The sequence below is a fragment of the Actinomadura sp. KC216 genome, from assembly GCF_004348535.1.
Taxonomy (GTDB): Bacteria; Actinomycetota; Actinomycetes; order Streptosporangiales; family Streptosporangiaceae; genus Spirillospora.
The window spans coordinates 1-13,962 of the sequence record NZ_SMJX01000225.1; the positions used below are offsets into that span (position 1 = coordinate 1).

Annotated in this window: 19 protein-coding genes; 14 read left to right on the top strand and 5 right to left on the bottom strand. The window is 69.0% G+C overall.

Annotated elements, in window-relative coordinates; genetic code table 11:
* Positions 1–75: 75 nt before the first annotated feature.
* Positions 76–747 (bottom strand): hypothetical protein, encoded by a 672-nt coding sequence (locus E1264_RS30110; protein ID WP_132178835.1) that lies wholly within the window; start codon positions 745–747, stop codon positions 76–78.
* Positions 748–1,041: 294 nt separating this feature from the next.
* On the opposite strand from E1264_RS30110, the gene E1264_RS30115 reads away from it, so the two are divergent.
* The gene (locus E1264_RS30115; RefSeq protein ID WP_165964452.1) at positions 1,042–1,803 is read left to right on the top strand and encodes an AfsR/SARP family transcriptional regulator; all 762 of its coding nucleotides are present in this window, start codon (positions 1,042–1,044) and stop codon (positions 1,801–1,803) included.
* A 78-nt stretch (positions 1,804–1,881) separates the two neighbouring features.
* Here E1264_RS30115 and E1264_RS30120 read toward each other — a convergent pair whose 3' ends face one another.
* Both E1264_RS30120 and E1264_RS30125 read right to left on the bottom strand, forming a co-directional pair.
* On the bottom strand, positions 1,882–2,358 hold the full coding sequence (locus E1264_RS30120) for a response regulator transcription factor (protein WP_243711250.1): 477 nt from the start codon (positions 2,356–2,358) through the stop codon (positions 1,882–1,884).
* Complete coding sequence (locus E1264_RS30125; protein WP_132178838.1) at positions 2,339–3,115, bottom strand: HisA/HisF-related TIM barrel protein; 777 nt, start codon at positions 3,113–3,115, stop codon at positions 2,339–2,341. Before E1264_RS30125 ends, E1264_RS30120 begins: the two co-directional genes overlap by 20 nt.
* Before the next feature lie 237 nt (positions 3,116–3,352).
* Here E1264_RS30125 and E1264_RS30130 point away from each other — a divergent pair, with 237 nt between their 5' ends.
* The 5 genes from E1264_RS30130 (at position 3,353) to E1264_RS43810 (ending at position 7,099) form a co-directional block, all read left to right on the top strand.
* Entirely contained in the window at positions 3,353–4,321 is a 969-nt protein-coding gene (locus E1264_RS30130) for a zinc-dependent alcohol dehydrogenase family protein (RefSeq protein WP_132178839.1), read from the top strand.
* 75 nt (positions 4,322–4,396) lie between these two features.
* Positions 4,397–5,146 (top strand): hypothetical protein, encoded by a 750-nt coding sequence (locus tag E1264_RS30135; RefSeq protein WP_132178840.1) that lies wholly within the window; start codon positions 4,397–4,399, stop codon positions 5,144–5,146.
* Between the two features lie 80 nt (positions 5,147–5,226).
* A complete protein-coding gene (locus E1264_RS30140) occupies positions 5,227–5,550 on the top strand; it encodes an AMP-binding protein (protein WP_165964453.1) in 324 nt (107 codons plus the stop codon).
* On the top strand, positions 5,547–6,290 hold the full coding sequence (locus E1264_RS30145) for an AMP-binding protein (RefSeq protein ID WP_165964454.1): 744 nt from the start codon (positions 5,547–5,549) through the stop codon (positions 6,288–6,290). Before E1264_RS30140 ends, E1264_RS30145 begins: the two co-directional genes overlap by 4 nt.
* Before the next feature lie 635 nt (positions 6,291–6,925).
* Positions 6,926–7,099: an SDR family oxidoreductase gene (locus tag E1264_RS43810; RefSeq protein ID WP_165964455.1), complete on the top strand. Its 174-nt coding sequence runs from the start codon at positions 6,926–6,928 to the stop codon at positions 7,097–7,099.
* Between the two features lie 179 nt (positions 7,100–7,278).
* Here the strand turns inward: E1264_RS43810 and E1264_RS30160 are convergent, their stop codons facing one another.
* Both E1264_RS30160 and E1264_RS45515 read right to left on the bottom strand, forming a co-directional pair.
* Complete coding sequence (locus E1264_RS30160; protein WP_132178844.1) at positions 7,279–7,755, bottom strand: hypothetical protein; 477 nt, start codon at positions 7,753–7,755, stop codon at positions 7,279–7,281.
* Positions 7,756–7,959: 204 nt separating this feature from the next.
* Positions 7,960–8,289, bottom strand: a complete 330-nt coding sequence (locus E1264_RS45515; RefSeq protein ID WP_243711251.1) for a cupin domain-containing protein — start codon at positions 8,287–8,289, stop codon at positions 7,960–7,962.
* Here E1264_RS45515 and E1264_RS45520 point away from each other — a divergent pair.
* The 8 genes from E1264_RS45520 (at position 8,278) to E1264_RS30205 (ending at position 13,946) form a co-directional block, all read left to right on the top strand.
* On the top strand, positions 8,278–8,682 hold the full coding sequence (locus E1264_RS45520) for a GNAT family N-acetyltransferase (RefSeq protein WP_132178845.1): 405 nt from the start codon (positions 8,278–8,280) through the stop codon (positions 8,680–8,682). The two genes, E1264_RS45515 and E1264_RS45520, sit on opposite strands and share 12 nt — an antisense overlap.
* Before the next feature lie 101 nt (positions 8,683–8,783).
* Positions 8,784–9,686, top strand: coding sequence for a fumarate hydratase (locus E1264_RS30175; protein WP_165964456.1), 903 nt, complete (start codon positions 8,784–8,786; stop codon positions 9,684–9,686).
* Entirely contained in the window at positions 9,670–10,281 is a 612-nt protein-coding gene (locus E1264_RS30180) for a fumarate hydratase C-terminal domain-containing protein (protein ID WP_165964457.1), read from the top strand. The genes E1264_RS30175 and E1264_RS30180 overlap by 17 nt, the downstream gene beginning before the upstream one ends.
* A complete protein-coding gene (gene sdhA, locus E1264_RS30185) occupies positions 10,278–12,038 on the top strand; it encodes a succinate dehydrogenase flavoprotein subunit (protein WP_243711252.1) in 1,761 nt (586 codons plus the stop codon). Before E1264_RS30180 ends, sdhA begins: the two co-directional genes overlap by 4 nt.
* A 28-nt stretch (positions 12,039–12,066) precedes the next feature.
* Positions 12,067–12,393, top strand: a complete 327-nt coding sequence (locus E1264_RS30190) for an iron-sulfur cluster assembly protein (RefSeq protein WP_207936428.1) — start codon at positions 12,067–12,069, stop codon at positions 12,391–12,393.
* A complete protein-coding gene (locus E1264_RS30195) occupies positions 12,390–12,743 on the top strand; it encodes a hypothetical protein (protein WP_165964458.1) in 354 nt (117 codons plus the stop codon). The genes E1264_RS30190 and E1264_RS30195 overlap by 4 nt, the downstream gene beginning before the upstream one ends.
* 77 nt (positions 12,744–12,820) lie before the next feature.
* The gene (locus E1264_RS30200; RefSeq protein WP_132178849.1) at positions 12,821–13,183 is read left to right on the top strand and encodes a hypothetical protein; all 363 of its coding nucleotides are present in this window, start codon (positions 12,821–12,823) and stop codon (positions 13,181–13,183) included.
* Between the two features lie 22 nt (positions 13,184–13,205).
* The gene (locus E1264_RS30205) at positions 13,206–13,946 is read left to right on the top strand and encodes a succinate dehydrogenase iron-sulfur subunit (protein WP_132178850.1); all 741 of its coding nucleotides are present in this window, start codon (positions 13,206–13,208) and stop codon (positions 13,944–13,946) included.
* Positions 13,947–13,962: the final 16 nt, after the last annotated feature.

A 13,962-nucleotide genomic window follows, 5' to 3' on the forward strand; every position in this document is an offset into this window, starting at 1 on the left:
CGCCTTGAGGGCACTGTTGCGCGACCGGCGGTGCTACCGGCCCCTCCCACCAGCCGCGTCGCCGGTTCTGCAAGATCATTGGGAAGTCACCGAATCCGAGGTGTCGGCCGCGGCCCTCCAGAAGAGCCCGATATGCTCTTCCAGCGATCGTGCGTTGCGGACCGCCGCGTACGGGTCGTCTCCCCGGTCCAGGCCGTCCTGAACGGTTTGCAACGCCTGTTGGCTGAGTTCCTCGGAGGCCCCTCCCTCATAGTAGGTAAGGAATTCGTCCGGAACGTCCGCCGCGCCCGCGCGCAGCCCTTGGATGAGCTCCCCGCAAGCGCCGAAGTAGACGACCATGTCCGTGTACATGGCCAGCGCCATGTCGGCCTGGGTGCCGTGCAAGGCGAGGTAGGAGATGAAACCGTTGAACGCGACGGCATCCGTTCCCAGTGGCCAATGACCGAGGTCCTGGTCGCTCAGGCCGAGAGCATGGGCCGCGGTTCTCAGTTTCGGGTGCGCGTCGTACACGAGCCTTGATATTTCGAGCAGGAATCCGCCTGCCGGAGCGTGCGGGAACCGCGCGAGCAAGGTGCCATAGGCGACCAACTCGCCCTGGTGGCACAGGTACTCGATCGCCGCGAGGCGCCGGAGCTGTTCAGCTGTTACGCCCTTCTCCTTCAGATCCTCCAGAAGTGCGTTCCGAACGGGGTTCTTCGAACGGAGCTCTGCCAACGTACCGGCGAGGTCCAAGGCGCTGGTAGACATTCACCTACTCCTATCCACGTCACGGGACACGTTTGGCCCCTCGGCTGGTGCAGCTTTCGGGTATTGCCGAGGCGGCCAGCGTCCCGCCCACCTCATCCCTTCCCTTCCTCGATAATCGACAAGCCACTGACGCGGCCCTGACAGAACACTGACAGAGGCATCCCGGCGAATAGTGTGACCGTGGGACCAGTGAAATGCGAGAGACAGTCGCGGCCAATGGGCTGGCGGGACATTCTGGTGATCGTTTACTGTTGGATAGAATCCGAGGCGAGGATCACTCAGCGGAGGCAAGGTATGGTCTCGTTCGCCTATCTTGGGCCCCTGGAGCTTCGAGCGCATGGCAGGGTGGACCGGATTGCTGGGCGAAAGCAGCGGCAGGTGCTATCCGCTTTACTGATCCGGCACGGTCAGATCGTGTCAGTCGCCGAACTATGTGATGAATTGTGGCCGGATGAGCCGCCGAAAGGTGCGGAGAATGCCGTACAGGCGCACATCGCGCGGCTGCGTCGGTTGTTGCGCGACCGGAGCGGTCAGCGCCCCGTCCTGCTCACCCGTGATCCCGGATACCGGCTTGACGTCCGGCCGGACCGCATCGACGCCGTCCGCTTCCAGGAACTGTGCGGCGAGGCCAGGCGTCACGGGCCGGACGGCACGTCGCAGGCGCTCACCCTGTACCGCGAAGCCCTCGGCCTGTGGCGCGGCCCCGCTCTGCAGAACGTCCCTCCTGGACCGATTCGCGACGCCGAGGCGGCCCGGCTCGATCGCATGAAGACCCTGGTGTCGACTCGGGTGATCGACATCCACCTGAGTGAGCGGCACCGCCCAGAAGAGATCATCCCGGTGATCGAGGACCTGATCTCTTACAACCCCCTGCACGAACGCCTCTACGCTCAGCTCATGGTCGCCCTCGACCGTGCGGGCCGTCCAGAGGAGGCACTCGAGATCTACCAGGACATACGTCAGAGAATGGCGCATGAACTGGGTCTGCCGCCGTCGCCCGCGCTCGATCGGCGCATGCATTCGATCCTGGAACGAACCGACGGCAAGGCGCTCTAGCGGCACACCGGTCGTTGCCGGCCGCTCGGCCGCGCCGACGGGTGCCGATCGTGCGGATTCGGCTCCACGCGGCCGGACTCACGGGCGCAACAGGCCCCCTCGTACGCCCACCAGGGCGGCCTCTGTGCGGCTCCGTACGCCGAGCTTGCAGAAGATGGCGTGCACGTGGTTTCGGACCGTCTTCTCGGAGATCCGAAGGCGGCGGGCGATGCCGCGGTTGGTCAGCCCTTCCGCGATCAGGATGAGCACCCGGCGTTCTCGATCGGTCAACCGGACGAAGATGGCGGACTCGTCCGGACAGGGGGCCGACCCGATCGAAGAGCCGGCCCGTCCGCAGGAACCCACGAGGTCGGCGCGGGAGCGCCTCAGCGCCTCCACGAGGTCGTGTTGCTGACGCAGTGCCTGCTCCACCTGGGCGATCACCGCGTCGAGACGGGACAGCGCGCCGGTGTTCAGGAGGCACGTTCCGGGCAGCGCCCGGCACTCGGACGCCGCGGACGGCGAGGCCTCGCGCCGGTCCGGGTGCGAACCCGGATCACCTGTCGGCGTGGCCATGGTGAATGTAGGCGTCCGCCTCCGCCGCGGAGAAGATCCCGTCGTGCAGCATCCTCTGGGTGAGCACATAGTCGGCGCCGCTGACGATCGCGTCGCGCAGATGGCGCAGGGTCCCGCAGCCCCCGGAAGCGATGACCGGGACGGACACGGCCCCGGCCATGCTCCGGACGAGATCGAGGTCGTATCCCTCGCCGGTGCCCTCCTGGTCGATGCTGTTGGGAAGGACGAACCCGGCGCCGAGGTCGGTGAGCATCCGGGCCCAGGTGACGGCATCCACCGGAACCGGTGTCCGCCCGCCCTCAATGACGATGTCCCAGCGACCGCCGCCGGTCCGTTGGACGTTCATCACACCGAGGAAGTGCTCGACGCCGAACCGCTGGGCGGCCGTGTGCAGCATCGAAGGACGTTCGACGGAGGTCGTGCTGATGCCGACCGCGTCCGCACCGACGTCGAGGAGCGAGCCGACCGCATCGACCGAGGGGATCACTCCGTTGGCCACCGTGACCCACGGCGCAACGCCGATGTCTCCGACCCGCTCGACCACGGCCAGGCTCGCGTCACTGTGTTCCCAGGGCTCCTGCACGTCCAGGAAGACCCGCCTGACTCCCTGGTCGCGATAGCGGCCGCTGATCTCGACCGGGTCGCACGGATCGTCGAGGTCGGTGATCTTCGACGGCCGCATGGCGCGCCCCTGGGCGATGTCGATCGTCGGTATGACCGGTGATCCTCGACCGGCCTGGCTGGCGTGTCGTGGCATTGGTCGTGCTCCTTGCGTTGTCGTCCGTCATGGCGGCCATCGCCGGGCGCCGGGCTACGGAACCGTTTCGGTCCTGGGTCCTCTCCCCGGAGCTGACGGCACGTGGACCTCGGGCTGACAGGGCGCCACGTCGGCAGAAGCCTGGATCCGTTCGTCCTGGGACATACCTCCCGGTTGTGCGGATGGCATCGGCGGGTAGAAGGGCCTTTCGCGTCCCAGGCCGGAGGGAGACGAGGCATGCGAGCGATCAGGTTCGAGCGTTTCGGCGATCCAAGCGAGGTCCTGCGACTCGAGGAGCTGCCGGATCCGGCTCCGGGACCCGGCCAGGTCCGTGTCCGGATAACGGCGCGGCCGGTCAACCCGTCCGACCGGCTCTTCGTCGAGGGACGGTACGGTCGCCGCCCCGAACTTCCCTCCCCCGTGGGATTCGAGGCGGCCGGGGTAGTGGACGATGCCGATCCCGGCGCCGCGATACCCACCGGCACCAGGGTGGCCCTGGACGCCGCCGGCACCTGGCAGGAGCAGGTCATCGCATCGCCCGATGACCTGACGGTGCTGCCCGATGATCTCGCCGATGAGACCGCCTGCCAGATGACGATCAACCCGCCCACGGCGATCCTGCTGATGCGCGAGGCCGCGCTCGAGCCGGGGCAATGGCTGGTCCAGACCGCCGGGGCGTCGACCGTGGCCCAGATGGTGACATGCCTGGCCGTCCGGCAGAACGTGCACTGCGTCAACGTCGTGCGCGGCCCACTGCACACGCGAGCCCTCGCCGCACTGGGCGCCGAGGTCATCGACTCCTCGTGCGAGCCGATCGCCGGTCGGATCGCGGACCTCACCCGCGGGGAAGGCGCCGCGGCGGCGTTCGACGCCGTGGGCGGGACCGTCGGTGAGGAGGTCGCCCGCTGCCTCGGCGACGGCGGGCGGCTCATCTCGTACGGGCTGCTTTCAGGGCGACCCATCGCCGTCCGGCCCGAGGACCTCATCTTCCGGTCTGTGGCGGTGCTGGGCTTCTGGCTGCCCGATCAGCTGGCAAGGCTCCATGCCGCGGCTCGCGGCGAGCTCACCGCGGCGGTATTGGACGCTCTTCGTACCGGTGTACTTCCGGCCCCCGTCGATGCGCAGTACGGATTGGACGACTTCGGCGGTGCCCTTCGCCGCGCTACCCGCCCCGGACGGATGGGAAAGGTCATCCTGACGTCCTGAAGCAGGCCGGACTTTCCAGTCGGCCGGGCCAGGTCGGCGGGCCATCCGTACTGGGCAATAGGGCCCAGATTCAAGGTGACGCCCGAGGGCAGGACGATCGAGGTCGATGCCCCACACCTCCGGAAGAAGATCATGTCGAGAACGGCTACTGCGGAAAGCACCGCAGAAGGATTGGCTGACGCGCTCACTCGCCTGCGCGGGGAGGCCCCGATCGGCAACCGGTTCTACGAGCGGATGGCGGCGGGGAGGCTGACCCTCGATGACGTGCGTGGCCTGATCCGCGTCGAAGCGAAGGCCGCCGCCGCGGAGATCACCGCGTATTCCATCGGAGGTTTCCGCCACCGGCACGAGATCTTCATGCCGCTCAGCGAGATGGCCTACAGCGCGTGGACGAAACTCCCTGCGATGGCCCGTGCACTCGATCTTAGCGAGGAACACCTGGACGGTCCGTGGAAGCCCGAGACCTTTTCATACCCCGGATACCTGTGCTGGACCGCGCTGCACTACGACCAGGCCGATTTCGGCATGGCGTTGTACGCGGATCTGGAGAGATACCAGGCCGGCAGCCGGCAGATCGCGGACGGATTCCGTACAGTGGAATTCACCGTCCCCGACGAAGTCATCGAATACTACGACTCTGGCGTGCCTGACCGGCTGGCCGAAAAGGCGCTCGCCTTCGTCCAGGAAGGACTCGACGACGGCGGTAATCCGGTCAGGGCATGTAACGCGGGCCGGGTCATGGAGGAAATCGTCGGGCAGTACTGGACGGCGGCGATCTCGGCGCACGGCCCGGACGACGCAGGGCCGGACAAGAAGCCCGCCTGATGGCTCGGCCAGTTCCTGAACACGTAGCGAAGTGGAACGATACGGCAAGACCGTATCCACGAGACGCGGCGCTGCCCCAATTGTTCGAGGCCCAGGTCGGCCGCACCCCCGCCGCACCGGCGTTGACCGGTAGCGGAACCACGCTGACCTACCGTGAGCTCTCCGGCCGCGCCGACTCTTTTGCCCATGTGCTCCGCAACGAGAACGGGGTCCGGCCGGGCGCACGGGTCGCGTTGCTTCTGGATCGCTCTGTCGAGGCCGTCGTCGGCGTCTGGGCGGTGCTCAAGGCGGCCGGTGCCTATGTCCCGCTCGACCCCGAGCATCCGACCGCCCGCCTGCAGGAAACAGTCGATCGGGCGGGGGCATCCCCACCTCCGGCCCAACGGGACGTCCCAAGGCGGTGAGCGTTCCACACCGGGGGACGGTGCGCCTCGTCAGCAATGCCGGCTACGCCCGGATCCGGCCGGACGACGTGTCCCTGGCCACCACGAATCCCTTCTTCGACGTGTCCTGCTTTGAGATCTTCGGTGCCCACCTCAACGGCGCCCACCTCGTCCTTCCCGAGCCCGAGGCGCTGCTATCGCCCGCGGACCTCGCTCAGGAGATCGTCCGGACGGGAGCGATCGTCACGTGGCTCACGGCCGGCCTGTTCCACCAGATGGGGTTCGCGTGTCCCGAGATGTTCCGTCCCCTGCGGTATCTCATCGCGGGCGGCGACACCGTCAACCCCGAGTGCATGCGCGCCGTCATGGCGGCGGACCCGCCGCGAAACCTGATGAGCGGCTACGGCCCGACCGAGAATTCGACCTTCTCCACGACCCACCCCGTGACCGAGCTGCCCTCTACCGCGCAATCGGTGCCGATCGGCCGGCCGATCGCCAACTCGACCTGCTACGTGCTTCACGACGACCTGACCCCGTGCGCCCCCGAGGAGCAGGGCGAACCGTACGTAGGCGGCGACGGCGTCGCACTCGGCTATTTCGGAGACCACGCGCTCACGGCGGAGCGTTTCCTGCCCGATCCGTTCATCGATGTTCCCGGTGCCCGCATGTACAAGACGGGAGATCAAGGGCTGTGGCGATCGGGCGGCGTCCTGGAAAGACCGGCAGGTCAAGATCCGGGGTTATCGGGTCGAGCCCGGTGAGGTCGAGTCCGCGGCCGTCGCCCACCCAGACGTCCACGACGCCAAAGTGACCGTCGACGATTCCGAAAACCGTGACGGATCGCTCGTCCTCTGGGTCGCACCGCGAGGACGGGTCGACGACAAGGAACATGCCTCCTTCGTCCGGAGCTTGCGCGGGCACCTCCAAGACCGCGTTCCCCGTTACATGGTGCCCGTAAGGTTCGCCGTGACCGACCGGCTCCCCCTGGGCCGCACCGGCAAGGTCGACGCCCGCGCGATAGCGACTCTTGTTCCGGCACAAGCCTCCAGACCGGCGTCCGTGGACCCGCCGTGCGGCGAGACCGAGCGGGCCGTCGCCCGAGTCTGGGCCGATCAGCTCGGCATCCACGAGATCCGTCGCACCGACGACTTCTTCGCGCTGGGTGGCGAGTCCCTCCAGGTGATCCGAGTGGTCACCAGCCTGCGAAGAGAGCTCGGTCTGGCATGGTCCGGCGGCCGTTCACTGGTCCGCGCGCTGCTGAACACCCCGACCCTGCGCGAGTTCGCAGCGCACATCGATGGCATCCGCCGGGGGCACGCGGACACCGGCGGCGACCCGGTCGACTTCCGGATGGAGGTCGAGCCGGATCCGGCGATCCGCTTCGACGCCCCGCCCATTGAGGGGCACCGGCCGTCCGACCCACATTCTGCTCAGCGGCGCGACTGGATTCCTCGGCGCGTTCCTGACCCGCCGGCTCATCGACGTCACCGACGCCGAGTTGCTCTGTCCGGTGCGAGCCGACGATGCCGACGACGGCACCGTGCTCCTCCACTACCGGATCCGCCACTAGCCGGAGCGGTCCCCGAGAGGGTTCGTGCGATGTCCGTTCCACGCGAAGAGCTGCGAGTAGTGACGGAGTCGACGATCGCCGATCTGATCCTCTGGTGGGTGACGCGGGCGCCGAGGTCTCGTCGGTCCAGCGTGAGCGACGAACACGACGCCACGCGCACAGCACCGAGAACTGACCGGTCAGGGGCAGGTCACCGATCCGCTGAAGGTCGCCCGGTAGTCGTTGTTGAGGATCACCGTGAGCATCCTCACCTCAAATGACGAACCGGCGCCCCACCTGACCTCGCCGCTCCTCCTGCGGACCTGCCCGCTCGTCGTCCTGGTGAACTCTTCGCCCTGGAGGTGGAAGACCACCTCCTGGCTGCCGACGGTGAAGACGGCGCTGACCTCGTCGCCGGTCCTGACGGTGACCTTCTTCGGCGAGCACTCGACCGTGAAGAGGTTGAACCCGCCGTTCCGGGTGCCGAGCTCGTTGGCGAGGGTCTCCTTCTGGAGGAAGAGGTTCGCGCGATTCTTCCGGATGCCCGAGCCGCCCATTTGCCCTTTGCTCACGCTCTCGCCTTCGGCCTCCGCACGTCCAGCGCCGCCCTCGGACGGCTCGCCGTCCGACAACCCGCAGGCCGCTGCCGCGAACAGCAGCGGAACCGAAGCCGCCATCAAACCGAAGCGACGAACCATCCCGGCGGCCCCCGACTGTGAAGTTTGCCAAGTGCACAATTCGGCGACCCTACCGGTGATCACACGCCACCAGAACGCCACTTCCACGATCAACTTCCGTGAGGGCTTGGGTCAGACGCCCAGATCTGCCGAGCCTGCCCGGCCGTCGGGACCGGGCGGCCGTTTCGTTGGGGGGCGGCACGGTCAGGTGGGGCGGCGGCTTCTCGGGCGCATGATCAATGCGGCCACGTAGTAGGCGCATGCGTCTTCGGGCGAGGGGTTGGCGTAGCCGTGGGCGATGTCGGCGGCGAAGTAGGCCGAGTCGCCGGCCTCCAGGTGGAGGCGGGTTCCGCCCACGGTCAGTTGGAGGCGGCCTGTTTCGACGGCCACGTACTCGTGTGAGCCGGGGGCGTAGGCGGGGAAGGATCCGGCGTCGCAGCCGGGCGGGAGCGTCGCGCGGAGCAGTTCAAGGTTCACGCCGGGCACGACGGGAGACAGGATGGCGCGCCGCCAGCCGCCCGGGTGGTCGCTCACGTCCTGTTCGGCGGCGCGCCGGACGATGATTCGCTCCTGATCGGGAGCGGCCACCAGGCGGGCCAGGGGCTGCCGTTCCTGGTCGCCGAGGACGCGGGAGAGGTCACCGGCTTCGCCTACTGCAAGCCGTGGCGTTCGCGGTCGGCCTACCGGCACACGGTCGAGGACTCCGTCTCCGGGGCGGCGCGGCGTGGTGCCGGCCGCCGGCTGCTGGCCGACAGCGCCGCCACCGGAATGCGGCAGATGGTCGCCGTGGTGGTCGAGACCGGCGACCCCGCGTCGGCCGCACTGCACCGATCATGCGGATTCGACGAGGTCGGACGTCTGTCGGCCGTCGGGCTCAAGCACGGCAGGTGGCTCGACACGCTCCTGCTCCAGCGCTCACCACCGTAATCGGTTCGACCTGTTCGATGGCCTCTTCGACTCTTCCTATTTGACGCGCCATGGCCATTGCGGAAACGATTGATTCATGGCTCGCACGGAGGGGACCCACAATGCGCCTGTCGGCTGATCTGGTGGAGGATCTCGCATACCAGTTGTACGGTCAAGCGTTGAAAAGATATCCGCCCGATATCAAGGCGACGTTGCGGCAGGCCCAAGGAACGGAGAAGGATCCGACCGCCCAGGAAGTGCTCACGGTGGCGCTGAAATCGATCGACCGCGCCGAGCAACTGGACAAGCCCGTCTGCCAGGACACGGGGATGCAGACGGTGTGGTGCAGGGTGGGCCGCGGCGTGACCTTCGACGGACCGGGCATCGAGGAGGCGGTGCGAAGCGGCGTCGGCCGGTGGACGAGGGAACACGAATACCGGCGCACGATCGTCCAGCCGCTGAACAGGAACAAATATCCGGAACAATCGGCGGCCGGGCATCCCAAGGTCGAATGGGAATGGTTCGACGGCGAGGAGTGCGTCGAGATGATGCTGCTGTCGAAGGGCTCGGGCTCGGAGAACCAGGGCTTTCATAAAATGCTCGTCCCGGCCGACGGACTCGCGGGCGCCAAACGCTTCATCGTCGACAGCGTCATCCAGGCCGGCGGGCAGTTCTGCCCCCCGGGCATCGCGGGCATCGGTTTCGGCAGCACTTTCGACGGCGTGGCCAGGCTGGCCAAGCGCGCGCTGCTGCGGGACTGCCGGACCGGCCATCCCGAGCCGGAGATCGCGGCCCTGGAAGAGGAGTTGCTGGCGGAGATCAACGACACCGGCATCGGCCCCATGGGGCTCGGCGGCACCACGACGCTGCTCGGACTGAACATCGAGTACGAGGCCACCCATGAGACGCAGAACCCGGTCGCACTCAACCTTCAGTGCTGGGCGCACCGCAAGGCCGGGGTGCGCATCCGCCCCGGCGGTCACGAGTTCATCTGGGAGTTCGGGGGCGATGGCGTTGAAGCCTAGGGAGATCCACCTCACCACGCCGATCAGCGAGGAGGACGTCCGCGGGCTCCGCCTGCTCGACCGGGTGTACCTCAGCGGAACCCTCTGGGGCATCCGGGACGCCAACCTGCGGCGCCACCTGGACGAGGGCGTCCCGCTGCCGGACGGGGTGGACTACCACGACCATCCCGTCCTGCACGAAGGGTCCGGGTACCGCCGCCGCGACGACGGGGAATGGGAACTCACCAGCGGCATGGGCGCGACCACGAGCACCCGGATGGAACGCTGGATGTCGGAGCTGATCACCCGTTACCAGTGCCGTGTGATCTGGGGCAAGGGCGGACTGCGCGAGGGCTCGACGCGGGCGTGCCGGGAGCAGGGCTGCGTCTACGTCAACACCGTGGGCGGCGCGGCCGCGTACTACGACGAGCGTGTCAAGATCCGCAACGTGTTCTGGCCCGACCTCACCTCGCAGGCCGTTCTCGAGCTGGAGGTCGTGAACTACGGACCGGGCATCGTCACCATCGACTGCCACGGCAACAACCACAACCTCCAGGTCCTGGAGCAGGCCCGCGACCGCCGCGCCGCCCGCCCGGCGAACGGCGCACCGCGGTGACCGAGGGCACGGAACGCGGCCGCGCGTTCGCGGCCGTGGTGGTCGGCGGGGGCGGTGCCGGGCTCTTCGCGGCGATGGAGCTGGCGCGGGCGGACGCCGGTCCGGTGGCCATCGTGTCCAAGCTGCACCCGATCCGCTCGCATACGGGCGCTGCGATGGGCGGCATCGCCGCGGCGCTCGGCAACACGGCGCCCGACTCCTGCGAATGGCACATGTTCGACACCGTCAAGGGCGGCGCGTACCTCGCCGACCAGGACGCGGCCGAGGTCATGTGCAAGGAGGCGCCGGACGTGGTGATCGATCTCGAACACCTCGGCCTGCCCTTCGACCGGCTGCCGGACGGGCGGATCGCGCAGCGGCAGTACGGCGGGCACACGGCGGGCTTCGGGGCCGCACCGGTGCCCCGGAGCTGCTACGCCGCCGACCGGACCGGCCACATGATCCTGCACACCCTCTACCAGCAGTGCCTCCGGCACGACGTCGAGTTCTTCGACGAGTTCCAGGTCGTCGACCTGCTCATCGACGATGGCCGCTGCCGTGGGGTGGTCGCCGTCGAGCTGCGCACCGCCGACCTGCACGTCTTCGCCGCGCGGGCGGTCGTCCTCGCGACCGGCGGCTACGGCCGGATCTACGACCTCACGACCAACGCCGTGGCGGCCACCGGCGACGGCCCCGGCCTGGCCTTCCGGGCGGGGATCCCGCTCCAGGACATGGAGTTCTTCCAGTTCCATCCCACCGGGGTGCCCGGCCAGGGAATCCTGATCTCGGAGGCGGCCCGGGGAATGGGCGGCCACCTCCGCAACGGACGGGGCGAGCGGTTCATGGAACGTTACGCCCCGACACTGCGCGAACTCGCCCCGCGCGACGTGGTCGCCCGGGCCATCCACGCCGAGATCGCGGCGGGCCGCGGCATGGGCGGCGACGGCGGCGATGATCACGTCGAGCTGCACCTGACGCACCTCGACCCGGACGAGCTGCGGCGCAAGCTCCCCGATCTGGTCGACCACGCCCGCACCTATCTGGGCATCGACGCGTCCGCCCGGCCCATCCCCGTTCTGCCCCGCGCGCACTACGCGATGGGCGGCATCCCGACCGACGTGGACGGCCGGGTCCGCGCGGGCACGGCCGGGTTCGTCGACGGCCTGTACGCGGCCGGGGAGTGCGCCTGCGTCTCCGTGCACGGCGCGAACCGGCTCGGCACCAACTCGCTGCTCGACATCCTGGTGTTCGGGCGCCGGGCGGGACGGCACGCCGCGGGTTACGTCGCCGGCTGCCCGGCCGCCGTGAGCCGCCCGGGCGACGCCCTCCGGGCCGGCGCCGCGCTGAACCGGCTGCTGCGGCGGGGCCGCACCGGCGCCCGGCCGCCGGTCGCCATCCGCCGCGACATGCAGCGGTGGATGGGCCGGCACGCCGGGGTGTCGCGGAACGCCGGCGATCTCGCCGCCCTCGGCGACAAGCTCGCCGGCCTGGCCGAGGAGTACGCGGACGCCGTCGTCCACGACCGCGGCAAGGTCTTCAACCAGGAGCTCCTGGAGACGACGGAGCTCGGCAACATGCTCGACGTGGCCAGGGCGGTCGCCCGCGCCGCCGCGGCCAGGACCGAGAGCCGGGGAAGCCACTTCCGCAGCGACCATCCCGAGACCGACGACGAGCGCTGGCTGCGGCACACGCTCGTGGCGAAGCGGCCGGACGGCCTGGAGGTCGATCATCTCCCGGTGTCGGTCACCCGCTTCCCCGCCGGGGAGCGGACGTTCTGACACGCCGTTGACCATGGAAGGAGTGGATGTGGGCGACGAGGCCGCCAGGAGAGACGAGATGACCCGCGAGTCGGTGCTGGAGACCCTCCGCGACTGCTACGACCCCGAGATTCCGGTCAACGTGGTCGATCTCGGCCTGGTCCACGACGTGCGCGTCACGGCCGGCCGCGTCCGGGTGCTCATGACGCTCACCAGCCGGTTCTGCCCGATGGCCGAGCACATGGCGAACGAGGTCCGGGAGCGGCTGGTCGCGCTCGACGGCGTCGCCGGGGCCGAGGTCGAGCTCGTCTGGGATCCTCCCTGGACGCCCGCGCGGATGACCGACGCGGGGCGACGCGAACTGGGGATGAAGTGAGAGCCGCGGGCCGCCCCCTCGGCACCACGCTGTCCCTGGTCAACCGGGTGTGCGGGGTCGCGGTGCTGCTCTTCCTCCTGCTGCACATCGCGGAGACCTCGCTGGTGCTCTTCTCGCCCCGGCTGTACGACGCGACGATGGACGCCTTCCGCACTCCCCCCATGGTCGTCGCGGAGTTCCTGCTCATCGCGGCGGTCGTCTACCACCTCCTGTGGGGGCTGTTGGTAATGGCGATCGAGGTGGCGCCGCGGACGGCCCGGCGGCGCACCTCGGTGTGGTGGGGGCTGGGCGTCGGTTACGCGGCCGCACTGGCCGCCATCGCGTGGATCATGCTCGTCCCGTTGCTGTGACGGTTCCGCCGTTCGACCCGTCCAGAGAAGGTCCCGGAGTCCGAGCGGCACCAGCAGAGAGAGGTCCAGGAGAAGCGATGCCCGCGACCACGCGACACCGAAGGATCAACGCCGCGACGGCCACCTGGCTCTACGTTCGGCTGTCGGCGCTCGGGATGCTCGCCCTGGTCCTGATCCACCTGGCGATCATGCACCTCGGCGACGGCAGGGAGTCGATCGACGCGCGGTTCGTCCGGGACAGGGTCGGCCGGCCGCTGTGGCTGGTGTTCGACATCGCGCTGCTGCTGCTCGCGCTCACCCACGGCATGGCGGGTCTGCGCGGCATGGCGGGCGACTACCTCAAGAGCCGGCGGGCCACGACCGTGTTCGCCTGGGCGTCGGCGGCCGTGACGGCGGCCTTCGCCGCCCTCGGCACGGCCGTCCTGATCGCCCTCCACTGACGACCACCGGGAGGTGGCGAGATTGAACGAATCGCCCGAACGTCGAGTCGAGGTCCGCGTGCTGCGCTACGACCCGGAGTCCGACCGGTCGGAGTGGCGCGCGTACGACGTTCCGCTCCGCGCACCGGGCACGGTGCTCGGCCTGCTGCACCACATCAAGGAGGAGATCGACCCGACGCTGGTGTTCCGAAGGTCCTGCGAACAAGGCGTCTGCGGATCCGACGCGATGAGCATCGACGGTCGCAACCGGCTGGCCTGCCGGACGCTGGTCGATGACCCGAGCCGTACGATCTCCGTCGCCCCGCTGCCTGGCCTGCCCGTCGTCCGCGACCTCATCGTCGACATGCGGCCGTTCTACGACAACTACAAGTCGGTCGCCCCGTACCTGATCGGCGCCGGGCCCGCGCCGGAGGGGCGCGAGCGCCTCCAGTCGCCGGAGGAGAAGGCCCGGTTCGACAACAGCACCGGCTGCATCCTGTGCGCGGCGTGCACCACCACGTGCCCGGTCTTCCGGCGGCGCGACACCTACGCGGGCCCCGCCGCGCTGGTGGCCGCGCACCGGTTCATCTTCGACAGCCGCGACGCGGGCGACGACGTCAGATACCCCCTCGTCGCGCACCTCGACGGCGCGTTCGGCTGCCGTACCGCCTTCTCGTGCACGGACGCCTGTCCCCGTGGAGTCGAGGTCACCCGGGCCATCGCCGAGGTCAAGCGCTGGGCCGTCCGCCATGGCTCCGGACGCGAGGAGGATCGACGCCTCTGACCGCCCGCCCCTGCCC